Raw genomic sequence first — 22,241 nt, forward strand, 5'->3', positions numbered from 1 at the left:
TCGTGGACGGCGGCAAATCGTGATCTGATGTCGGGGTGATCACTCCCACTCCCCTCATGCGCCTGGTGGCCGGTGTGTGGGGGTTCAAGACCCTCGCGGCCGGCGTCGAGCTCGGTCTGTTCACCCGGTTGGCCGGCGGGCGGACGATGACCGTCGAGCAGGCCGCCGCCGAGTTCGGGCTGCCCGACCGGCCCGCGGACCTGTTGCTGGCCGCCAGCGCGTCGCTCGGCCTGTTGGAGAAGGCGGGCGACGGCTACCGCAACTCGGAGTTGGCCGAGCAGTTCCTGGTCGAGGGTCGCCCGTACTACTTCGGGGCGCAGGTTCGTTACTCGGACCTGCGCACCTACCTGCCCTGGCACCGCATCGGGGAGGCCCTGCGCACGGATCGGCCGTTGACCTGGGACCCGGAGGCCCAACAGTCGATGTTCGACACCGCCGATCCGGAGATGCTGGCGCAGTTCTGGGACGCGATGTTCTCCACGTCCAGCTTCACCGCCAGCGCGCTGGCCGACGCGTACGACTTCTCGGCGCACCGCCGGCTGCTCGACGTGGGCGGCGGTGCCGGCGCGTTCCCGATCGAGTTCTGCCGCCGCCTGCCCGAGCTGCGGGCCACCGTCCTGGATCTGCCGCACGTCTGCGTGCGGGCCCGGGAGCGGATAGCGGAGGCCGGCCTGACCGGGCGGATCGACGCGGTGGGCGGTGACTTCCTCGCCGACCCGGCGCTACCCGACGGGCACGACGTCATCCTGCTCAGCATGATCCTGCACGACTGGGACGAGCCGACCAACCGGGCGTTGCTGGCCCGGTGCCACGCGGCGTTGCCGCCCGGTGGAGCGATCGTGGTCTGCGAACTGCTGCTGAACGATGAGCGCACCGGGCCGCCGGAAGCGGCCCTGATGGGGATGAACATGCTCGTCGAGACCGAGGGTGGCCGGAACTACTCGGGCGCCGAGTACGCTGCCTGGCTCACCGACGCCGGCTTCGTCGACGTGCGTACGGTGCCGTTCGACGCGCCGGGCGCCAACGGCGCGGTGGTGGCGCGCCGGGCCTGAACGCGGACGACACCCGGCCCCGGGTGCGAAACCGTGGGCCGGGTGTCGCAGCGCCGGGTTGGCGCTGGCGTCCGATCGGCTACCGGTACGGGTCAGGCGCGAGCCTTGGCCGGCTGCTTCATGAAGTCCATGATCGCCTTGTTGACCTCGTCGGCGTGGGTCCACGGGATGCCGTGCGGCGCGCCCTTGAGCGTGACGAGCTGGGCGGTCGGCATCATCGGCCCGAGCCGCTGACCGGTCACCGGGTAGGGAAGCACACGGTCCTGGTCACCCTGGACGATCAACACCGGAATGTTGATCTTCGGCAGATCCGGGCGGAAGTCCTCCTGCCAGGCGTCCACGCTGTCGTGGGTGGCCTTGCCGGAAGCCATCGCACCGATCTGCCAGTGCGCCCGGTACGCCTCCTCGCTGACTCGCTTACCCATGTTCTGGTCCGGGTTGAAGAACGCGTCGCAGAAGGACGTCAGGTAGGCGAAGCGGTCCTTGATGATGGCGTCCTGGAAGCCCTTGAAGAGGCTCCGGTCGACACCCTCCGGGTTGTCGCTCGCCTTGGCCAGCATCGGTTGCAGCGGGCTGAGCAGCACGGCCCGGCTCACCCGCTGCGAGCCGTAGTTACCCAGGTAGCGGACCACCTCGCCGGTGCCCATCGAGTGACCGATGAGGGTCGCCTCCTTGAGGTCCAGCTCGGTCATCAACACGTCCAGGTCCGCCGCGAACGTGTTGTAGTCGTACCCGAACGCCGGCTGGGCGGAGTTGCCGTAACCGCGCCGATCAATGGTGATCGTCCGGTATCCGGCGTTGAGTAGCGCGGTGGTCTCCTTCTCCCAGGTCGCACCGTTGAACGGGAAGCCGTGGATGAGCACCACCGGCTTACCGGAACCGTGGTCCTCGTAGTACAGGTCGATGGGCGCGGAGTTTTCCGTCCCCACGGTAATGAAAGGCATGTTTTACTCCTGCTCCGGTTTGGGCTGTCGGACGCCCCGCGCTTTCCCGCCCGGTCGACGGATATGCGGGCCGTCAGATCGGCCCGAACAGCAGGAACAGGGGTTCCCGGACCCTCCCCCGCCGCCCTAACCTCGGGGGGTGAAACTTCCGCCCCGGCTGCGGGCCGTCAGTGACCTGCACATCGGGCACCCGCAGAACCGCGCGTTCGTCCAGGAGCTACACCCGGAGAATGCCGGTGACTGGCTGCTCGTCGCCGGGGACGTCGCCGACCGGTTCGCCGACATCGAGTGGGCGCTCGGGCTGCTGAGCAGCCGGTTCGCCCGGGTCGTCTGGGCGCCGGGCAACCACGAGCTGTGGACGCCACCGCGCGACCCGGTCACGTTGCGCGGCGAGGAGCGCTACCGCGAGCTGGTGCGGATGTGCCAGCGGTTGGGGGTGCTCACCCCGGAGGATCCGTACCCGGTGTGGGACGGCGACGGCGGCCCGGCCACCATCGCCCCGCTCTTCGTGCTCTACGACTACACGTTCCGGGTGCCACAGGCGCGCACCAAGCAGGAGTCACTGGCTTTGGCGTACCAGGCCGGGGTGGTGTGCACCGACGAGGCACTGCTGCACCCCGACCCGTACCCGAGCCGGGAGGCGTGGTGCGCGGCACGGGTCGCCGAGACCGAACGCCGGCTGGCCGAACGCGACCCGGCGCTGCCGACGGTGCTCGTCAACCACTACCCGCTGGTGCGGGACCCCACCGACGTCCTGCGTTTCCCGGTCTTCGCCCAGTGGTGCGGCACCGTCCGCACCAGCGACTGGCACCTGCGCTTCGGCGCGTCCACCGTCGTGTACGGGCACCTGCACATCCCCCGCACCACCTTCCACGACGGGGTGCGTTTCGAGGAGGTCTCCCTCGGCTACCCCCGCGAGTGGCAGCCCCGGGGGTCGGTGCCCGACCCGGTGCGCACCATCAACCCGGCGGACGACGTGCGCCGGCGCTCGTCCGTCAGCGGGTAAACCCGACTGTCAGTGCGGCACACCGGCCGGGAACTCCTCGACCCCCAGCACGCGCAGCAACTCAAGCTTCTCCCGCGCCTCGGCGTCGGCCGGGGTCAGCACCAGCAGCTGCTGGCCTAGGTCGGGGGTGACCAGGGTTTCGCAGTCCATCGTGATGCGGCCCACGCGCGGGTGCATGAACGTCTTGCGGTCGGCCCGGCGCACCGCCACCTCGTGCTCGGCCCACAGCCGCCGGAAGTCGTCGCTCGCAGCCCGCAACCGTTCGATCAGACCGGTCACGGCCGGATCGCCGGCCCGCCGACCGGCCACCGCGCGCAGGTCGGCGACCTGCTGGCGGGCGTGCCGCTGCCATTCCTCGGGGCCGTGGAGGTCGCGGATGACCGGGTCGGTGAAGTAGCGGTAGGCGACGTAGCGGCGGTCGCCGGTCAGCCCGGTGTGGTCGCCGGTGAGCAGGATCGACATGCGGTTCTGCGCAAGGACCTCGCCGAGGTCGGACAGGACCATGGCGGGGGTGCCGCCAACCAGGTCGAGCAGGCGGACCAGGCCGGCCCGGGCCAGGCTGGCGATGCCGTCGGCGGGCGGCGGCTGGTGGCCGGCCAGGTGGAACAGGTGGCTTCGCTCGTCGTCGGTCAGGCGCAGGGCCCGGGCCAGGGCACCGAGCAGCTGGGTCGACGGCTGGCTGCTACGGCCCTGCTCAAGGCGTACGACGTAGTCGACGGACATGCCGGCGAGCATGGCGACCTCCTCGCGGCGCAGGCCGGCGGTGCGGCGGCGGGGGCCGCCGGCGATGCCGACCTCGGCGGGGCGGATGGCCTCGCGCCGACGCCTCAGGAAGTCGGCGAGCTGCTCACGCTGCATGCCTCCATGCTGCCTCGGGGACTGGGCACCGAGCCAGGGAGCGGCGCTCCCACGATAAGCGCTCCGCTGCCGGCGGGCCGGAAAGCGGCGCAGGGTGGAGGCGAAATCGACCGATGAGGAGAGTTTCGATGCAGACACGCACTCTGGGCAACACGGGTCCCAAGGTTTCCGCGGTGGGGCTGGGGGCGATGAGCATGTCGGGCACGTACGGGCCGGCCGATCGCGAGGAGAGCATCGCCACCGTACGGGCCGCGCTGGACGCGGGGGTCACGCTGGTCGACACCGGCGACTTCTATGGCATGGGGCACAACGAGCTGCTGCTGTCGGAGGCGTTGCGGGGGCGCGACCGGGACAGCTATCTGCTGAGTGTGAAGTTCGGGCAGCAGGTGGGGCCGGGCATGCGGTTCGCCGGTCAGGACTCCCGCCCGGCTTCGGTGCGGAACTTCCTGAGCTACTCGCTGACCCGGCTCGGCGTCGACTACGTGGACATCTACCGGCCGGCCCGACTCGACCGGTCGGTGCCGATCGAGGACACGATCGGCGCGATCAAGGAGATGATCGACGCCGGCTACGTGCGGTATGTGGGGCTCTCCGAGGTTGACGCGGAGACCGTCCGGCGGGCGCACGCCGTACATCCGGTTGCTGATCTTCAGATTGAATACTCGCTGCTGTCGCGGGCGGTCGAGGCCGACGTGCTGCCCACGCTGCGGGAGCTGGGCATCGGCCTGACCGCGTACGGAGTGCTGAGCCGTGGCCTGCTCTCGGGGAACTGGACGCCGGGGCGGGCGGGCGATCCGCGTAACCACAGTCCCCGCTTCTCCGCCGAGAACGCGCCGCACAACCTCGCCCTGGTGGAGGCGTTGCGCCGGGTCGCCCACGCGAAGGGGTGCACTGTGGCGCAGTTGGCGATCGCGTGGGTGGCAACGCAGGACCCGTTCATCGTTCCGCTGGTCGGTGCGCGTACCCGGCAGCGGCTGGCCGAGGCGTTGCCGGCGCTGGACGTGAAGCTGTCGGCCGATGATCTCGAAGAGATCGAGGCGGCCGTTCCGAAGGGTGCCGCGCGGGGTGACCGTTACCCGGCGGCGTTCATGTCGAGCCTCGGCGTCGGTAACTAGTGCCTCGTCAGGCAGCCATGATCGGGTAGTCCGGGTGTCGGACCTCGGGGCTGGGCGGCCGCCGCTCCCCGACGGCCGCCCACGCCTCGGTCAGCTGGCGTAGACCTCCAGGGCCGAGAGCTGTCCTGCCGGCCAGCCGGTGTTGCCGGTGACGGCGATCCGCACGTAACGCGTCTGCGCGGCGCTGAAGGTCAGCGTCACCTGGTTGCCGGTGGCCGGGTCGAAGGTGCGCCCCGCCGATCCGACGAGCGTGCCGAAGCTGCTCCCGTCGGTGCTGCCCTGCACGGACAGTGTCTGCGTCCGAGCACCCCACGCCGACGACGGCGGCAGCTTCAGCACCACCCGCCCGACAGTCCGCGAGGAACCCAGATCAACCTGGACCCACTGCGGGAACGCGTTGTTGCTGCTCTCCCAGTAGCTGTTCGCGTCACCGTCGACCACATTGCCCGACCCGTAACTCTGGACGTGGCTGCTCTCGCTGGTGGATCGGCCCCGGGCCAGGTCCGAGTTGGCCGCGGCGTCCGTGGTGACGGTGACCGCGTTGGACGCGCTGGAGGTGTTGCCGGCGGCGTCGCGGGCGACGACCGTGAAGGTGTACGCGGTGGATGCGCTGAGCCCGCTCACCGTCGCCGTGGTGCCCGTCACGGTGGCGACGACGGTACCGCCCTGGCGCACCTGGTAACCGGTGACTCCGGTGTCGTCGGTGGAGGCCGTCCAGGCCAGGGACACACTCGTCGACGTCTTGCCGGTGACAGTGAGGCCGCCCGGGGCGGTCGGCGGGTTGTCCGGGGTGGTGCTGCCCGCGTACACCTCGACCTTGGCGAGCTGGCCCGCCGGCCAGCCGGTGTTGCCGGCGATGCTCAGCCGGACGTAGCGGGCCGTGGTGGTCGTCAGCGTGCGGGTGACGGTGTTGCCGGTCGCCGGGTCGAAGGCGAACGCCGAGGCCGCGGCGATGGTCGAGAAGGTGCTGCCGTCGACGCTGCCCTGCACGGTGATGGTCTGGGTACGCGCGCCCCAGCCGGCGGGCAGCCGTACGACGAGCTTGTTGACCTGGTGGCTGGCGCCGAGGTCGACCTGCCACCAGTGTGGGAAGGCGCCGCCGCCGCTCTCCCAGTAGCTGCCGGCGTCGGAGTCCACCGCGTTCGAGGCCGGGAACGGGCCGTTCTGGCTACTGGCCGAGGTGGACCGGCCGGCCGCGAGGTCGCCGCTGGTCGGGGGCGGGGTGCCGACCATCGGTGGGGTGGGGCGGACCGGGGTGAGGGCGAGCTGCCCCTTGAGCATCCGGCCGCCGTCGGCGGTGATCCGGAGGTAGTAGTCGGAGGAGCAGGCCACGCCGTCCTCGTCCAGGGCGCGGATGTTCGCGCCGGCCGGGGTGGTGGCCTGGGTCTCGGACGTCTTCGCGATCTGGTTGCCCTCGTTGTATTCGTCGAACATGGACACGTAGAGGCCCTGGGAGCCGAGCCGGACCATGTTGTAGATGTGCCGCCAGTAGAAGTCGCCGTGCTTGCGGTGGCCCCCGGCGAGGTCGCCGGGCATCACGCAGGGCAGGTAGTCGATGCCGCGCGCCGCGCAGTCGGCCATGTCGCCGACGTTGACGTTGTTGTAGTAGGAGTCCAGCTCCTCCACCGTCCTGGCCCGGTAGACCATCCACGGCGAGATCGCGTGGAACGCGTGGTAGACGTCGAGGAAGCCGGGGCGGGAGTCCTCGATGCCCTGCCGCCACCAGGTGGGCACGCCACCGATGACGTAGCAGCCCTGGGCCTTGAACCAGTTGATGACCTCCAGGCAGGGCCCGGGGGTGAAGGGTCGGCTGGGCTCGCTGAAGCCGAAGCCCCAGATGCAGACGACCGGTTTGCCGTTCTGTCGGGCGTACGCCGAGGACGCGGTGTACGCGGCCATCTTCGTCGTCCAGTCGGTCTTGATCTCCGATTGGAAGGTCAGCCAGTCGGTGACGTCGTACATGATGTAGAACTTGCGGTTGTAGCGTTCGGCGGCGGAGCGCACCTTCTGGGTCATCGCGTCGCGGGTCGGGCCCTCGTCGCCCATCGGGTTGAACCGTTGCAGCGCTGCGGTGTCGCAGCCGTTCTCCTGCATCCAGCGGAAGTGGGTGTCCACCGTCTGCTGGTCGTAGGAGGAGAAGAGGGTGGCCGGCTGGCCGTTGCCCAGGTTGGGGTACGCGGTGGGGTAGGTGCGGGTGTACTCGCGCATGTCCGGCCAGGACACGATCGTGGTGTTGGCGGGTGAGGGCGGCTGGAACCGGTCGCGGCCCCAGTGCCACCAGCCGCCGATCGGTGCCCCGTCGCCGGGTGCGCTGAACCAGCCCTGGTAGCCGACGGTCACCTTGCCGACCACGTCCCCGGGGGGACTGGCGGCGTGGGCGGGGCTGGACAGGCTGGTGAGCAGCTCGGTGGTGGAGGCGGTGGCGAGGGCGGACCCGGCCAGCACCGATGTGACGAACCTGCGGCGGGAGACCGCCATGACGACCACTCCTTCGGGACGGAAGGCATTGACGGCCATCGTGGCAGCAGTGGATGCCGACCCGCAAGAGTTAGACTGATCAATGAAAATACCGATCAGATGACGGGAATTACACGCCGAGTCCTCAGTGGCTGACGGCGCGCTCCAGCGCCCGCACCGGGGACAGGATCTGGCTGCCGGCCTGGCGGCGACGGGCGTCACGCACTGTCATCCGTACGCCCTCGGTGAAGCCGATCTTCGGGTACCACCCGAGCAGCTCGCGCGCCTTCCTGGTGTCCAGCGCCATGTTGCGCACCTCGCCCGGCCAGGGCAGCGGCTCGTACCGGGCCGCGTTGCCGACGCCGGACGCCTCCCGGACCGTGTCGTAGACCTCGTTGACGCTCGTCTGCCGACCCGAGGCGATGTTGACCAGACCCACCCCGGGGTGGTGACAGGCGACGGCGATCGCCTCGGCGACGTCGCTGACATGGATGAAGTCCCGGGTCTGCGTACCGTCGTCGTAGATCACCACCTGCCGGCCGCCGAGCAGCGCGTCGGCCATCAGGGACACCACGCCGCAGTCGCTGCCCTCCTGCCGGGGTCCGTAGACGTTGCCGAACACCATCGAGGTGTACGGCAGGCCGTGCTGACGCCCGTACCAGTCGAGGTAGTGCACGCCGGCGGCCTTGCTGACGCCGTACGGGCTCACCGGGGCGATCGGATGGTCCTCCCGGACCGGCAGGTCGTGGGCGGCGACGCTGCCGAAGATGGCGCTGCTGGCCGCGTTGATCACCAGCCGTACGCCCCCACGGGCGCAGGCGTCCAGCACGTTGACGGTGCCGAAGACGTTCACGTCGGCGTCGTACAGGGGTGACCGACGGGCCGCGGGAACGCTGGGCTGCGCGGCGAGGTGCACCACCACGTCCGGCTGCCACTGGTGGATGACCTCGACACCCTCCGGCGTACGGATGTCTCCCGAGACGACGTCGGCCTCGGTCAGCCCGCCGTACGCGGCATCGGCCAGGTTCTCGATCCGACCGGTGGAGAAGTTGTCGAGCACCCGGACCTGACTGCCCATCAACATCAGCCGGGCGACCACGTGGCTGCCGATGAAGCCGGCGCCTCCGGTCACCAGCACGCGTCCGGGGATCAGGTCCTTCGGCGGGTCGACACCGACGGCAACAGCTGGCTGGTCCATGTGGAACTCCTTGGAACGACGGGGTTGTCGGCCCTCAGCGGCAACCGGACGGCCGGCACGACCGTAACTCACTGAATACCTACTAAAGGGATGTTTCGCCCAATAGTTTGGGTAGCTATGCGAGGTTGAGGACGAAAAGTCCTGTTTTTACCTATCCGGGACTAATGGGGCTTTTGTGACTAGTAGCTTACTTCCGGGGTGCTCATCCGCATGCCCTCGAACCACCTGACGGAGATGGAGGTCGGCGCGTTGAGGAAGACCCCGGAACCCGTGACCGCGGACTCAGCTCCGTTGCCGGGCAACGACAGCGCAACCTCCCACGACCTCGCCGGGGCACCAGAGTCCGAGACGCGACAACGCCCGGAGATCCCGCTGCAGCTTCAGGAGTTGTTCACCCGCTACGAGCAGGCCACCCGCTCCGACCAGCACCGACGGCGGGCCCGCGTGGTGGTCCTCGAGGCGAACGACGCGGCCACCACGCCCGACCGCCTCGACGAGGAGTTCGACGTGGCCGTCCGGCTCCCGGTGCCGGTCTGCGCCGAGGAGTTCGCCAGAGTGCTGGCCGGCGTCCGCCCTCGACTCCTGTTGCTCAAGCACTCCCTGGAGAGCATCGACGACCGCATCATCACCAGTTGCATGAGTGCCGGCGTCGAGATCATGGTGCTGGCCCGTCCCGTCTACGGTCTGCTGCGGGCACCCGCGATGGCGCGCTTCGGTGGGCTGCCCTGGATCCGGCTGGGTTCGGGCGGCGCCGGTCGACCCCGAGGCGAGCGGCTCAAGCGGCTCTTCGACCTCGGCGTGATCCTGCTCAGTGCCCTCGTGGTGATCCCACTGATCGCGGTGATCGCCGCCGTGGTGTCGTTCACCGGCCCACCGTTCTACCTCCAGCAGCGCGTCGGCACGGGTGGCCGCCTGTTCCGGGTGGTCAAGTTCCGGACCATGCGGGTCGGCGCAGAGCAGACCACCGGCCCGGTCCTGGCCCTGCCGGACGACGTCCGGATCACCCGACTGGGTCGCTGGCTACGACGGTCCCGGCTGGACGAGCTGCCCCAGCTCTGGAACGTGCTGCGCGGCGAGATGAGCCTCGTCGGGCCTCGCCCGGAACGACCGGAGTTCATCGCCGGCTTCGCCCGGTTGCCCGACTACGACCTGCGGCACCTGATCCGGCCGGGGCTGACCGGCATCGCGCAGCTCACCGGCGGATACGCGGCCACCGTGGAGGAGAAGCTCCGGTGTGACCTGCTCTACCTCAATTGCCGCTCGATGCGGGTCGACCTGACCCTGCTCCTGCTGACCGTCGTCGAGCTGTTCCGCGGGTTCCCCCGTGGCTAACGCGACCCACGCGGTGGAAAGCCGCGTCACCCGCAACACGGCCAGCATGCTGGCCGCGCGGATGGTCGCGGCGGTGGCCGGACTGGTCTCGGTGCCGGTCGTCTACCAGCAGCTCGGGCCACGGGAATTCGGGATCTGGGTGGTGCTCACCGGCCTGCTGGCGATGGCCGCCCTGATCGACCTCGGACTCGGCTCCGCACTGGTCCGCGAGGTGGCGCGGGCCGAGAGCCCGGCGGACCGCGACCTGGTACGTCGGCTGCTCGGGCTGGGGCTGGGCTGGGCCGTGCTGCTGGGCCTGCTCACCCTGGGGGCGCTCAGTGCCTGCTGGCCGTGGCTCGTCGGGCCGCTGCGCCTCGCTGACCTGGCCGACGAGGCGTGGCAGGCCACCCTCTGGTTGGTCGTCGGCCTGGTGGCCGGCGCCGTGGAACTGCCGTGGCGGGCCGTACTCGAAGGCGGCCAACGGTACGGATCACTCGCCGCGATCAGCGCCGGCACCGCCATCCTCGGGGCAGCCCTCGCCATCCTGGTGGTACGCCTCGGCGGCGGCCTGGTGGCGTTGGCCGCCTCGGCCGCCGCTACCGGGGCGATCCGTACCCTCCTGCTCGCCGCGGCGACCCACCGCCAGTGCCCGGACCTGTCCCCACGATGGGGACGGACCGACGTCGCCGACATGCGGCGGATCGGCGGCTATGGCCTGCGGGTGCAGGTCTCCAGCGGCGCAGGAATCGTCAATGTGGAACTCGATCGCCTCATCCTCGGTGGTGCCTTCGGCCCGGCCGTGGCCGGCGGATTCGACCTGGGCAGTCGCCTGCTCAACCTGCTCCGCCTGCCCCCGGGTTTCGCCCTCATCGCGCTGTTCCCCGCAGCGGTCGCCCGCACGGTGTCCCAGGGCACCGGCTGGCTGGACCGGTTCTACCTGACCGCCACCCGGTACCTCGCGCTGTTCCTGGCCCCGGCCACCGCCGCGCTGATGGTCACCGCCGATCCGCTGGTCCGGCTCTGGCTGGGCCACCAGGTCCCCTGGGCCGCAGCGAACATCATCATCCTCGCGCCCGCGTACGCCCTCAACCTGATCGCCGGGGCGGCGACGATCGCGGCCCGTGCCGAGGGCCGGCCCGGGTTGGAGACGCGGTACGTACTGCTCTCCGTCGTCCTCAACCTGGTCCTGACCGTGCCGATGCTGCTGCTGTGCGGGCCGCTCGGCGTACCGCTGTCGACAGCGCTGGCGGTGGTGCTCAGCACCGGGTACTTCCTTGTCTACTTCCACAGCGCCACGGACCGGCCGCTGGCCCCGCTGGCGCGGGCGATCTGGCCGCCGCTCGCCGCGGCCGCCGCGGCCGGGTTGGTCACGACGGCGGCCAGCCAGCTCCTGCCGGACGGTCCGGGACGCCTCGACGCCGCCCTCGCCGTGTCGTCCCGGGCGGGTCTGACAGTGCTCGTCGCCGGCGCGCTGCTGATCGCCGGCGGGCACCTGGGCGCGAGCGACCGGCTGCGACTGCACCGGCTGCTGCGCGCGCCGACGGCGGTGCTGTCGCCGAGCACGGGCGGTCCGCGATGAGCGTCGACCACCGCACCGCGCGGTGCGTGCTGTGTGGGCCACGGCAGGCCCACCTGCCCCGACTCGGCGGGCTGCTGCGCCGCTGCGAAGGCTGCGGCTTCAGCTGGACCGCGCAGGAGCAGGCCGCCGAGGACGGGCGATACGACGAGGACTACTTCGCCGAGGGTGGTTACGACGACTACTTCCGGGCCGCGCCACGCCGGTTCGAGGCACGGCGGCGGCTGCGCTGGCTGCTTTCCACAGTCCGTCCCACAGTGCTGCTCGAAGCCGGCCCCGCCGGGGGTTACTTCCTCGAAGCCGCCCACCAGGCCGGGATCACCGCCAGCGGCATCGAAGTCAGCCACACCGCCGCCACCTTCGCCCGCGACCACCTCCACATGCCCGTACGCCAGGGCTACTTCGAAACCATCGCACCCACCCTCACCGCCGACGTCGTCTGCGCCTTCCACGTCCTCGAACACGTCGAAGACCCCCGCGCCTTCCTGCACGCCGCACACACCGCCCTCACCCCCGGCGGCTGGCTCGCCCTCGAAGTACCCAACATCGCCTCCGCCGCCGCCAACCGACTCGGCACCGACTGGCCCGGCCTGCAACCGCGCTACCACCGCTGGCACTTCACCCCCGACACGCTGGTCCGGCTGGTGACCGACCTCGGCTTCGAGGTGGTCCGGCAGGACACCACCGTCTTCCGCTACTACATGCCGCTCGCCTACCGGCTGCGGCACGCCCGACATCTACTCCCCGCCGACGTGCTCGGGCTCCGCTCACCGCGGCTGACCCACCCACGCCTCGGCGACCTGCTCCGGGTGATCGCCCGGACGCCACGATCCGGACGGAGCACCTGATGAAACTGGATGGGATCGAGCTGGTCCGCTGCCAGCTCTGCGGCCGCGCCGGTGGGCATTCGCCGACCCTCGGTGAGTTGCTGTGGAGCTGCCCGGACTGCGGCTTCGTCTGGACTGCGGGCAGCTCCGCAACCCCGGAGGACCTGTACGACGAGGCCTACTACGCGACCGGCGGGTACCAGGACTACTTCGCCTCCGCCGGTCAGCGTCGGTTCGAGGCGAGCCGGCGGTTGCGTTGGCTGCTTTCCACAGTCCGTCCCACAGTGCTGCTCGAAGCCGGCCCCGCCGGGGGTTACTTCCTCGAAGCCGCCCACCAGGCCGGGATCACCGCCAGCGGCATCGAAGTCAGCCACACCGCCGCCACCTTCGCCCGCGACCACCTCCACATGCCCGTACGCCAGGGCTACTTCGAAACCATCGCACCCACCCTCACCGCCGACGTCGTCTGCGCCTTCCACGTCCTCGAACACGTCGAAGACCCCCGCGCCTTCCTGCACGCCGCACACACCGCCCTCACCCCCGGCGGCTGGCTCGCCCTCGAAGTACCCAACATCGCCTCCGCCGCCGCCAACCGACTCGGCACCGACTGGCCCGGCCTCCAATCGCGCTACCACCGCTGGCACTTCACCCCCGACACCCTGGTCCGGATGCTCGTGGAGTCCGGGTTCCGGGTGATCTCCCACGACACGGTCTTCTCCCGGTTCTACTGGCAACCGGCGGCACGGCTGCGCAACGCCCGCGATCTGCTGGTCGCCGACGTCGCCGCCAGCCGGTCGCCCCGGGTGACGCACCCACAACTCGGCGACCTGCTGCGGATCTTCGCCCGCCGCGACGACCGGGCGGTGTCCTGATGACCGCCCCGCTGCTGTCGGTGCTCCTGATCAGCTGGAACACCCGCGAGCAGACCCGGCAGTGCCTGGAGTCGCTGGCCTCGACAGTCGACCCCGACCTGGACTACGAGGTGATGGCCGTCGACAACGGCTCGTCCGACGGCTCGGCCGAGATGCTCAGCGACCAACCCCGGGTCCGGCTGATCCGCAACAACCACAACACCGGGTTCGCCGCCGCCGTCAACCAGGCGTACCGCCGGGCGAACGGGCAGTTGATCCTGCTGCTCAACAGCGACATCCGGTTCCATCCGGGCGCGCTGTCGCGGATGATCGACCACCTGCGGGAGCGGCCGGACGTGGCGGGGGTCAGCCCGCTGTACCTCAACCCGGACGGCACCTTCCAGCAGCACTACGTCCAACAGCCCAGCTTCACCGCCACCATCGCGCTGGTGACCGCGCTGCGCCGGCTGCCCGGGTTCCGCCAGGCACTGCACCGGTTCCAGATGCGCGGCGAGGACTTCAGCCGCCCCCGGCAACTCGCCTCGGGCAGCTGCATGCTGCTGCGCCGCTCGGTGCTCGGACAACAGACCATCTTCGACGAGGCGTTCCCCGTCTACTGGAACGACGCGGTCCTCGCGCGGCAGCTCGACCAGGCCGGGCACCAGCTGTGGATGCTCCCGGACGCCGTGGTGACGCACAGCCGGGGCGCGTCCTGCCGGCTGCTCGGGCCGACCATCCGCTTCCGACACCTGCTGGGCAGCCTGGTCGGGTATCTGCGGTTGACCCAGCCCCGGTACCGGTTGCCGGTGTTCCGGGCCGCGCTGCTCGCCGACCACCTGGTCAAGCGGCTCCTCGGTCGATCCGTACAGCTGGGCCTGGGCGACCTGCTCGCCGCGCTGCGCGGCGACGTCGGTCCGCTGCCCGACGGTGACACCCGCGACTGGGTGGTGCTGTTCAGCCGGACCCGATGGTCCGTCGACGGGCATTCGGCGGTGCTGGGGCAGTTGGCGCCCGGGCAACGGTTGCTCTTCGTCGACCCGCCGGGACGCCGGCCGCGCTGGCGGTGCGAGGTGACCCCGATCGGTGCGGCGGCCTGGCACGCCGTCGCACCGACAGCGCTGCCGCTGGGTGATGCGGTGCCGCTTCTCAACTGGATCAACCGGCGGATCGCGGCCGGAGCACTGCGTGGCTGGCTGGACCGGCACGCGGGCGCCCGACTGCTGCGACTCGACGACGAGCGCGCCCGCCCGGTGCTCGGCCGCCTCGGCGAGGACGAGTTGCTGCCCGCCGAAGCGCCACGGCCGATGGAACGGTCGGGCCGTGGCTGAGCACACGAGCACCCTGCAACCGGCGGCCGCAGCGGTCGTGCCGCCCGCCGACGGCGACCGCGACTGGGTGGTCATCTTCAGCGGCACGCCGTGGGCGAACGGCGCCCACCGGCAGCACGCGCTGGCCCGCGAGCTGGCCGTGGACCACCGGGTTCTCTTCGTCGACCCGACCGGGCACCTCCCGCGCTGGCGGGTCCAGGTCCGGAAGGTGGCCGACGGCCTGTGGCAGTGCGCCGGTCCGGCGCTGCTGCCGTTCGGTAGGCACCTGCCTCCGGTCAACCGGGTCAACCGCTGGCTCGCCGCGCGGGTGCTGGGCCGCTGGTTCCGCCGGCGTGGGGCATCCGTACGACTGCTCTGGCTGGACGAGGACCTGGCCGCGCCGGTCGCCGCCCGGCTGGACGCGTCCGCCGTCGTCTACGACGCCACCGACCTGGACTGGACGTTCACCCGCCCCTGGAACCGTTGGCACCTGCGCCGCGCGCTGCGCTCCGCCGTCGGCGCCGCCGACCTCGTCCTCGCCTCGTCCACCGCGCTACCCGACCGGATGCCCACCTCCGACCCGGCACCGGTGGTCCTGGCGAACGGATGCGACCCGGACCGCTTCTCGCCGGACGGCCCAGTCGCACCCTGGTTGCTCGGCCTGCGCCGACCACTGATCGGCTACAGCGGGGCGGTCGACACCCGGGCCTTCGACGCGGACCTGGTCGCCTCGGTGGCGCGCGCCCACCCGGAGTGGACGTTCGTGTTGGTCGGGCCGTCCACCCGGGCCGGCCGTGCCCCGCTCGCCGGACTGTCCAACGTGGTGCTTGTCGACGCAGTCCGCTTCGCGGACGTGCCGGGCATCCTGCGGGCCTGCGACGTCACCATGATCCCCTACCGGGTTGGTGGGCTGATCGACTACGTGCACCCGAAGAAGTGCTACGAATACCTGGCCCTCGGCAAGCCCGTCGTCGCGACGCCGCTGCCGGCGCTGCGGTCCCTGGGCGACACCATCGCCCTCGCCGGCGACCCGGCGAGCTTCGCCGCGGCGCTGGCCGACGCGCTGGACCGCGCCGGCGCGCCCGACGACGCCGCCCGACGCCGAGAGGTCGCCGCCCGCAACAGCTGGTCGGCGCGGGGCGTCCAGCTGCGTTCCCTGTTGGCGGGGTTGCCGCGATGAGAGTGCCGATCGTCGCGCCCGGTGTGGTGCTCGCCGGGGCCGCGCTGGGCGGTGTGGTGACAGTGGTCACCCTGCTGCCCGGGCCGGTCGGCCTGGCCGCCGCCGTCGGAGTGCTGTGTTTCGGCGCGTTCCTGCTCTGGCCCTGGGCAGTGCTGCCGGTCGGCATCATCGGCGGCGCCGTGGTGGGTGCTGTGCTCAGCGGCGGCGACGTGCGCGGCTACATCGCGGTGAAGGTGCTGCTGCTGGCCGCCGGCGGTGCCGCGCTGGCCACCCGCCACTGGCTCGGGGCGGAGCGGGGCATCCGGCGTACCGCCGCCGACGTGGGGATGCTGGTCCTGGTCGGGTTGACCGTCGTGGCGGCCACCTACGGCCTGGCCGTCGGCAACCTCCCGGCCGAGGTACTGGTCGCCGCGTACCAGGTGGCCACGATCCCGGTGTACTTCTTCGTCGCCACCCACACCCTCACCACGCCCCGTCGGATCCTGGCCGCCGGCATCCTGTACGTGGTGCTGGCGGGGGCCTTCACCGCCATCTCGGTGACGGCACCGGGGCGCCACGGCGGGCTCATCACCCTCATGGCCATCCCCGCGCTGATCTGGATCGCCGGTCGGGTGCGGGGTTGGCGTCGGGCCGGTGCCCTCCTGCTCGGCGGGTTCTTCGCCGTCGACGTGCTCCTCGCGTCGTACCGGGGGATCTGGCTCGCCGCGGCACTCACCGGGCTGATCATGCTGGTTCGTGGCGGTCGCACGGTCCGCACCGGCCTGGCCGCCACTGCCGCGGCGGCGGTCGCGGTGGCCGCGATCCTGGCCCTGCAACCAGGGGTACGGGAGCGCGCCACGGAGATCACCAAAGGGTTCGAGCAGTCCGCCGGTTACCGGGGGGTGGAGTCCGAGGTGGGCCTGGGCGTCTTCGCCGACCAGCCGTTGGTCGGGGCGGGCCTCGGACAGACCACGCCGGACATCTACCTGTCCGGCTTCACCTTCACCGACGTCGGTCCGGTGTACCACGCCTTCTACGTCACGGTGCTGGCCAACCTCGGGCTGGTCGGCCTCCTGCTGGTCCTCTGGCCGATCCTGCGCAGCATCCGCGTCGGCCTGCAAAGTCGGGACGGGATCGCGCTGCCGTTCGCGGCGCTGTGCTGCGGTTTCCTGGCCGCCGCCCTCTTCGCCGCGCCGACCGACGGGCACTGGGAGTTGGGCCTGTTGCCGGCGCTGACCCTCCTCACAGCACACCACGAGGGGACGCGGCTGCGGCGAACCGCACAACCGCCGCTGCTGCGCGACGTCCTGGCCCGAACGGGTGTGGCGGCATGAGCGCGGCCGACGCCACCGCGGTGGTGGTCACCCACAACTCGGCAGGACAGATCGTCGCCGCCCTGAGCGCGCTGCGGCAGGCGCAGGTGCCGGTGCGGTTGGTGGACAATGCCTCCACCGACGGCACTGTCGAGCTCGTCCGACGCCGCTTCCCCGAGGTGACGGTCCTCGCCAGCCCCACCAACACCGGGTTCGCCACCGCCGTGAACCGGGCCGCGGCCGGGGTCGACACCGACGTCGTGCTTTTGGTCAACCCGGACTGCGTGGTCACCCCCGGTGCGGTGGCGGAACTGGTCCGGGTGCTACGCGACCGAGCGTCGGTGGGCATCGCGGGGCCACGGCTCACCGACGCGCACGGCCGGGTCGCGATCAGCGCCCACCGCTTCGAATCCCTCGCCACGGTGCTGGCCAGCCGGTTCGGTGGGTCGCTGGTGCCGGTCTCGCTGCGACGGTTGCTCAGCGGTCGGCAGCGCCGGGCCGCGTACGACGCCTGTGTGCGCGGGGCGCAGCCAGTGGCTGTGGACTGGCTCTCCGGTGCCTGCCTGGCGGTGCGTCGCGACCTGTTCGAGGCAATCGGCGGCCTCGACGAGGGCTACTTCCTGTACTACGAGGACGAGGAGTTGTGCCTCCAGGCGGCCCGGCACGGCGCCCAGGTGCTGTACGTGCCCTCGGTGACCGCCGTGCACACCGGCGGGGCGAGCAGCTCCGACCCGGCCTGGATCTGGCCCCACCTGTACCGCAGCATGCTGCGGTTCTTCGCCCGCCACCGCGCTGGCACCCTGCGCGCGGTACGCGGCGTGGTGCTGCTGCGCGCACTGATCGGCATCGGACTGGCCGGGGCGCGGATGCCGGTGCAACCCCGGGCCGGGACGGCCCGGCTGCGCGCCTGGACCCGCGTCGGCCGAATCGCTGTCAACAGACCTGAAACGAGAGGAGGAGCGTGATGCACGTCCTGACAACGGTCGTCGGCAAGCGCACCGAACACTGGACGGACCTGTTCGACGTCCTGTGTGAACAGCCGGACGTCACCCTCACTGTGCTCGCCGCGGACGTGTCCCCGACGACCCGACGCGAACTGGCCCGGCTGGCCCGTCGACACCACCGGCTGCGGTACCACGTCGTCCCGCATCTGCTCGGCGAGTCGCTGACCGGGCACATGGCCTCGGTGCTGTTCCGGCTGCCCGGCCAGCACGACGTGACCACCGCCCGCCCCGACATCCTGCACGTCATCGGCGAGGCCGCGTACCTCACCACCTGGCAGGCGCTGCGGCTGCGTCAACGCTGCTGGGCCGGGGTGCCCACCACGTTGTACGCCGCGCAGAACGTGGTCACCCGCTTTCCGGTGCCGTTCCCCCGGATCGAGCGACAGTCCTACCTCTCCGTCGACCACGCCTTCCCGATCACACCCGCGGCGCTGAATGTGCTGCGGATCAAGGGTTACCGGGGCCCGGCCACGATCGTGCCGCTCGGCGTGGACACCCGGATGTTCCGGCCGCTGCCCACCGATCCGGTCGCACGGCCGTTCACTGTCGGGTTCGTCGGGCGGTTCGAGCCGCACAAGGGCGTGGTCGACCTGCTACGAGCCGCCGAGCTGATCGACTGCGACGTGTCGCTGGTCGGGGAGGGCAGCCTCGGCGCCGAGATCGAACGGGCCGCCGCGCGCCGACCGGGCCGGGTGCACCGGCACGGCTGGGCCGGGCACGCCGAGTTGCCCACGCTGCTGAACGACATGGACGTGTTGGCGATGCCATCGATCGAGGTGGTGCAGCGCAACACCCTTCCGTGGATCGGTATCCCGCTGCGCGAGCAGTTCGGCCGGGTGCTGGTCGAGGCGATGGCCTGTGGCGTACCCGTCGTGGGCAGCGACGTCGGCGAGATCCCCTACGTGGTGGGCGACGCCGGTCTCGTCTTCCCCGCCGGCGACGTCTCCGCGCTCGCCGCCCGCCTCGCGCGGCTGCGCGACGACCCGGCGCTCTCCGGCCAGTTGGCCAACCGTGGGTTGGCCCGCGCCGGCGCCGAGTTCGGCTGGGACCGGATCGCCGAGACCCTCTGCACGACCTGGCGCGGACTGCGGTCCCCGGCCCGGTCGCTGCGCACATCGCCCGCCGAGGCCGGGCACCCAACCAGAGAGGCGATCGCCTGATGAGCGCGTCGATAGATGTCAAAGGTCTGCTCGGTGCCTCCTGGCGCCGGGTGGGCGTACCGCTGCTCGGCCTGTGCGCGGGCCTGGCCGCCGCCCAGGGAGTGACCCAGCTCCTCCCTGCGCGCTACGAGGCGGAGGCCTCGGTGCTGGTCAGCGCCGAGCAGACCAACGAGGACGGACCGGCGGATCTGACCCTCGCGCAGAACCTCACGCCCACCATCGCCCGACTTGTCGGGTCCCGGGAGGTCGCGCTGGAAGCGGCGCGTTCACTGCAACTTCCCGAGCGGGCCGTGCTCGGTCACGTCAGCGGCGAGTACGAACTGGGCCTCCAGATCATCACCGTGCACGCGAACGCCGGAACCGGCACGCAGGCCGCCGCGATCGCGAACGCCGCCTCCCGCGCCGTCAGTCAACAGCTGGGCCGACTGGACATGGGCGGTTCCACCAGCATCAACGCACGGGTTCTCGACACCGCCAGCCCGCCGACCCGGCCGGCCTTCCCGCGGCCGCTGCTGAACGGCGTGCTCGGAGCCCTGGCCGGGCTGCTGGCCGGTTGGGGCGCGACCATGCTGCGCGACCGGTTCGACAGCCGGCTGCGCGACATCGGCCAGATCGAGGCGCGCCTGGGCCTGCCGGTGGTCGGGGTGCTGCCGAAGCTGCCGCGCCGCTTCGCCCGCCATCACGCCGCCGCGCTGTACGCCCGCACCAACGTCGCCGACGCGGTGCGCGCCACGATCTCGACGCTCAGTGTGCTCACCGCTCCCCTGCCCCGTCGTCGGCTGCTGGTGACCAGCGCGCACGACGACGACGGCAAGGCGTTGGTGACCGCCCTGCTCGGTCTCGGCATGGCCGATGAGCACTGTCGGGCGACGCTGGTGGACGGGGCGGTACGCGACCCGGTGCTGTCGGGACACTTCCCGGAGGCACCGCACACCTGGCAGCAGGTGCTGGCCCAGAAGTGCCCGCCGGTGCGCCTGGTCGACTTCCCCACCCTGACCGTGCTGCCGGCCGAGCCCCGCGAGGGCGCCGACACGGAGGCCCTGCACGAGCTGGGCGGCCTGCTCAACGCGCTGGGCGAGGACGAGGACTGCGTGATCGTCCACGCGCCGCCGATCCTGGCCGGACGGGAGATCTCGGCGTTCGCCCAGCACGCGGACGGCGTGCTGCTGGTCGTCCGCGCCGGCCGGACGAACCTGGACGACAGCACCCGGGCGGCCCGACTCGTGCAACAGCTCGGGCTGCCGCTGGCGGGGGTCGTGGTCATCGGAGCGGTGCCCCGACCGGACCACCGGTCGAGCAGCGAGCAACCGGCCCTGGTGCCGGGCGCGACCCAGGATGCCCTGGCGCTGCCGGCGACGAAGGCGGGCGCTCAGGGCGCGGTCATCCGTGAGCTGGTCAGTGCCCTGGTCGAGGACAAGTCTGGGCCGCCCGGACGGCACCGCCGACAGAGCTCGGGTGAGTCGGCCACGGCCGGCAGGACCGTCGAGGGTAGGACGGTCGAGGGCACGACGGTCGAGCGCACGCCCGTCCACCGCAAGCCGGTCGCAAGCGCGACGGCTGGCAGCGTGCCGGTCGAGCGTCACCCGGTCGAGAGCACCGGGGGCGGCGTCGTGGCGCCCCCGGAGGCACCGGCCGAGCCGACCCGGATCGAGGATGCCATCACCCAGCCGAACCCGGTGGTGACGGATGCCCCGGACCGGCCCGAGCACGTACCGACGCCCACCGCCCAGCCCGAGCCGGCGGCTCCGGCCTGGGGTGGCTCCCCCGCCGTGGCGGGTGTTCTCGGCCGACCGTTGGCCCGGCCCGAGACGGCCTGGCGGTCACCGGTGGTGGAGGCAGCGCTGCCGGAGCCTTCCCCGGACGCCCCGGTGGCCAACCACACGGACCATTGGCCGGTCTTCGGGCAGGAGTTGCTGGCCGCCGGGCGGCCGAGTGCGGAACGACCCTCCACCGGGCCCGTGGTGCTGCGACGGGCGGTAGCCGTCGGGGACGCCGATCGCTGGGGCTGACGACGGCCGGAGCAACGGTCGGCGGCCCGCCCACGACAGGCGGCCCGACCAGCTGGCTACAAACGACACCGACAAGGAGACAGGCCGATGAGTGAGATGTTGATACCCACACAGGCGTCCGAGCCGTCGCTGGACGACCCCCGCGCCCTCTACTGCGATCTGCTCAAGAAGGCGTTGACCCGCTACGTCTTCCGCGAGACGTGGATGCCGTACCAGCCACGTCAGGGCTCCCTGCACGGCCGGATCCTTCAGCACGGCCGGCACCTGCTGCGACGCAAGGGCCTGGAGCTGGTGCTCCAGTTCCCGTTCGACGCGGAGGCGCGGGCCACCGGCCGGGACTGGCCGCCGGAGGCAGAGACCATGATCGGGCTGCGGCGGCTGGACAACCTGGAGCGATGCGTCAAGGACGTGTTGGAGCGGGGCGTGCCCGGTGACCTGATCGAGACCGGTGTGTGGCGGGGCGGGGCAGTCATCTTCATGCGCGGGATGCTGCGCGCCTACGGCGACCGGGACCGGACGGTGTGGGTCGCGGACTCGTTCCGCGGCCTGCCGAAGCCGGCTCCCCACCGGGTCGAGGACGTCGAGGACGCGCTCTGGCAGGTGCCCTTCCTGGCGGTGTCGTTGGAGCAGGTGAAGGCGAACTTCGAACGGTACGGGCTACTCGACGGCCAGGTCCGGTTCCTCAAGGGCTGGTTCTCGGACACCCTGCCGACAGCGCCGGTGGAGCAGATCTCGGTGATGCGTCTCGACGGGGACCTCTACGACTCGACGATGGTCGCGCTGCGCTCGCTCTACCCGAAGCTCTCCGTCGGAGGCTACGTGATCATCGACGACTACCACGCGGTACGTGGCTGCAAACAGGCCGTCGACGACTTCCGCGCCGAACACGGCATCGAGGACGAGCTGCACCAGGTGGACTGGACCTGCCGCTACTGGCGGCGGTCGCGCTAGACCTGGCCCCACAGAAGTCGGCGGGTGGGGGTGGAGGTCGGCAAATAACCCCACAAAATAAAAACTGCGCAAAGGAAAAACGACCCCCACGCGATGGGCAACCCCCCACCACACCCCCCAAACAGAACCCCAGAGCCAGGGAG

18 protein-coding genes are annotated in these 22,241 nt (G+C 71.3%); 14 read left to right on the plus strand and 4 right to left on the minus strand.

Annotation, left to right across the window (positions count from 1 at the left end; translation table 11 throughout):
* Positions 1-35: 35 nt before the first annotated feature.
* On the plus strand, positions 36-1,052 hold the full coding sequence (locus tag AB0B48_RS05545) for a methyltransferase (RefSeq protein ID WP_355006668.1): 1,017 nt from the start codon (positions 36-38) through the stop codon (positions 1,050-1,052).
* A gap of 92 nt (positions 1,053-1,144) precedes the next feature.
* On the opposite strand, the gene AB0B48_RS05550 is transcribed toward AB0B48_RS05545, so the two are convergent.
* Positions 1,145-1,996, minus strand: a complete 852-nt coding sequence (locus AB0B48_RS05550) for an alpha/beta hydrolase (protein ID WP_357196317.1) — start codon at positions 1,994-1,996, stop codon at positions 1,145-1,147.
* A 139-nt stretch (positions 1,997-2,135) separates the two neighbouring features.
* On the opposite strand from AB0B48_RS05550, the gene AB0B48_RS05555 reads away from it, so the two are divergent.
* The gene (locus AB0B48_RS05555; protein WP_357196320.1) at positions 2,136-3,002 is read left to right on the plus strand and encodes a metallophosphoesterase; all 867 of its coding nucleotides are present in this window, start codon (positions 2,136-2,138) and stop codon (positions 3,000-3,002) included.
* Positions 3,003-3,011: 9 nt separating this feature from the next.
* Here the strand turns inward: AB0B48_RS05555 and AB0B48_RS05560 are convergent, their stop codons facing one another.
* Positions 3,012-3,860, minus strand: a complete 849-nt coding sequence (locus AB0B48_RS05560; protein ID WP_357196323.1) for a helix-turn-helix transcriptional regulator — start codon at positions 3,858-3,860, stop codon at positions 3,012-3,014.
* Positions 3,861-3,988: 128 nt separating this feature from the next.
* On the opposite strand from AB0B48_RS05560, the gene AB0B48_RS05565 reads away from it, so the two are divergent.
* Entirely contained in the window at positions 3,989-4,975 is a 987-nt protein-coding gene (locus tag AB0B48_RS05565; protein WP_357196326.1) for an aldo/keto reductase, read from the plus strand.
* A gap of 90 nt (positions 4,976-5,065) precedes the next feature.
* Here AB0B48_RS05565 and AB0B48_RS05570 read toward each other — a convergent pair whose 3' ends face one another.
* Together AB0B48_RS05570 and AB0B48_RS05575 are read right to left on the minus strand one after the other, a co-directional pair.
* The gene (locus AB0B48_RS05570) at positions 5,066-7,453 is read right to left on the minus strand and encodes a discoidin domain-containing protein (protein WP_357196329.1); all 2,388 of its coding nucleotides are present in this window, start codon (positions 7,451-7,453) and stop codon (positions 5,066-5,068) included.
* 124 nt (positions 7,454-7,577) lie between these two features.
* Positions 7,578-8,630, minus strand: a complete 1,053-nt coding sequence (locus AB0B48_RS05575) for a GDP-mannose 4,6-dehydratase (protein ID WP_357196332.1) — start codon at positions 8,628-8,630, stop codon at positions 7,578-7,580.
* Between the two features lie 210 nt (positions 8,631-8,840).
* Here AB0B48_RS05575 and AB0B48_RS05580 point away from each other — a divergent pair, with 210 nt between their 5' ends.
* The 11 genes from AB0B48_RS05580 (at position 8,841) to AB0B48_RS05630 (ending at position 22,098) form a co-directional block, all read left to right on the plus strand.
* On the plus strand, positions 8,841-9,962 hold the full coding sequence (locus AB0B48_RS05580) for a sugar transferase (RefSeq protein ID WP_357196335.1): 1,122 nt from the start codon (positions 8,841-8,843) through the stop codon (positions 9,960-9,962).
* Positions 9,955-11,520 carry an oligosaccharide flippase family protein gene (locus AB0B48_RS05585; RefSeq protein WP_357196338.1) on the plus strand — a complete coding sequence of 522 codons (1,566 nt, stop codon included), beginning with the start codon at positions 9,955-9,957 and terminating at the stop codon, positions 11,518-11,520. The genes AB0B48_RS05580 and AB0B48_RS05585 overlap by 8 nt, the downstream gene beginning before the upstream one ends.
* Positions 11,517-12,365, plus strand: coding sequence for a class I SAM-dependent methyltransferase (locus AB0B48_RS05590; RefSeq protein ID WP_357196341.1), 849 nt, complete (start codon positions 11,517-11,519; stop codon positions 12,363-12,365). The genes AB0B48_RS05585 and AB0B48_RS05590 overlap by 4 nt, the downstream gene beginning before the upstream one ends.
* A complete protein-coding gene (locus AB0B48_RS05595; protein ID WP_357196344.1) occupies positions 12,365-13,216 on the plus strand; it encodes a class I SAM-dependent methyltransferase in 852 nt (283 codons plus the stop codon). Before AB0B48_RS05590 ends, AB0B48_RS05595 begins: the two co-directional genes overlap by 1 nt.
* Positions 13,216-14,523 carry a glycosyltransferase family 2 protein gene (locus tag AB0B48_RS05600; protein ID WP_357196347.1) on the plus strand — a complete coding sequence of 436 codons (1,308 nt, stop codon included), beginning with the start codon at positions 13,216-13,218 and terminating at the stop codon, positions 14,521-14,523. Before AB0B48_RS05595 ends, AB0B48_RS05600 begins: the two co-directional genes overlap by 1 nt.
* Complete coding sequence (locus AB0B48_RS05605; protein WP_357196349.1) at positions 14,516-15,682, plus strand: glycosyltransferase; 1,167 nt, start codon at positions 14,516-14,518, stop codon at positions 15,680-15,682. The genes AB0B48_RS05600 and AB0B48_RS05605 overlap by 8 nt, the downstream gene beginning before the upstream one ends.
* Complete coding sequence (locus tag AB0B48_RS05610; protein WP_357196352.1) at positions 15,679-16,995, plus strand: hypothetical protein; 1,317 nt, start codon at positions 15,679-15,681, stop codon at positions 16,993-16,995. The genes AB0B48_RS05605 and AB0B48_RS05610 overlap by 4 nt, the downstream gene beginning before the upstream one ends.
* Entirely contained in the window at positions 16,992-17,939 is a 948-nt protein-coding gene (locus tag AB0B48_RS05615) for a glycosyltransferase family 2 protein (protein ID WP_357196355.1), read from the plus strand. The genes AB0B48_RS05610 and AB0B48_RS05615 overlap by 4 nt, the downstream gene beginning before the upstream one ends.
* Positions 17,939-19,138, plus strand: coding sequence for a glycosyltransferase (locus tag AB0B48_RS05620; protein ID WP_357196358.1), 1,200 nt, complete (start codon positions 17,939-17,941; stop codon positions 19,136-19,138). The genes AB0B48_RS05615 and AB0B48_RS05620 overlap by 1 nt, the downstream gene beginning before the upstream one ends.
* Positions 19,138-21,147 (plus strand): hypothetical protein, encoded by a 2,010-nt coding sequence (locus AB0B48_RS05625; RefSeq protein ID WP_357196360.1) that lies wholly within the window; start codon positions 19,138-19,140, stop codon positions 21,145-21,147. Before AB0B48_RS05620 ends, AB0B48_RS05625 begins: the two co-directional genes overlap by 1 nt.
* Before the next feature lie 87 nt (positions 21,148-21,234).
* Positions 21,235-22,098, plus strand: a complete 864-nt coding sequence (locus AB0B48_RS05630; protein ID WP_357196362.1) for a TylF/MycF family methyltransferase — start codon at positions 21,235-21,237, stop codon at positions 22,096-22,098.
* Positions 22,099-22,241 lie beyond the last annotated feature (143 nt).

The organism is Micromonospora sp. NPDC049089, assembly GCF_040648775.1.
Classification (GTDB): Bacteria; Actinomycetota; Actinomycetes; order Mycobacteriales; family Micromonosporaceae; genus Micromonospora.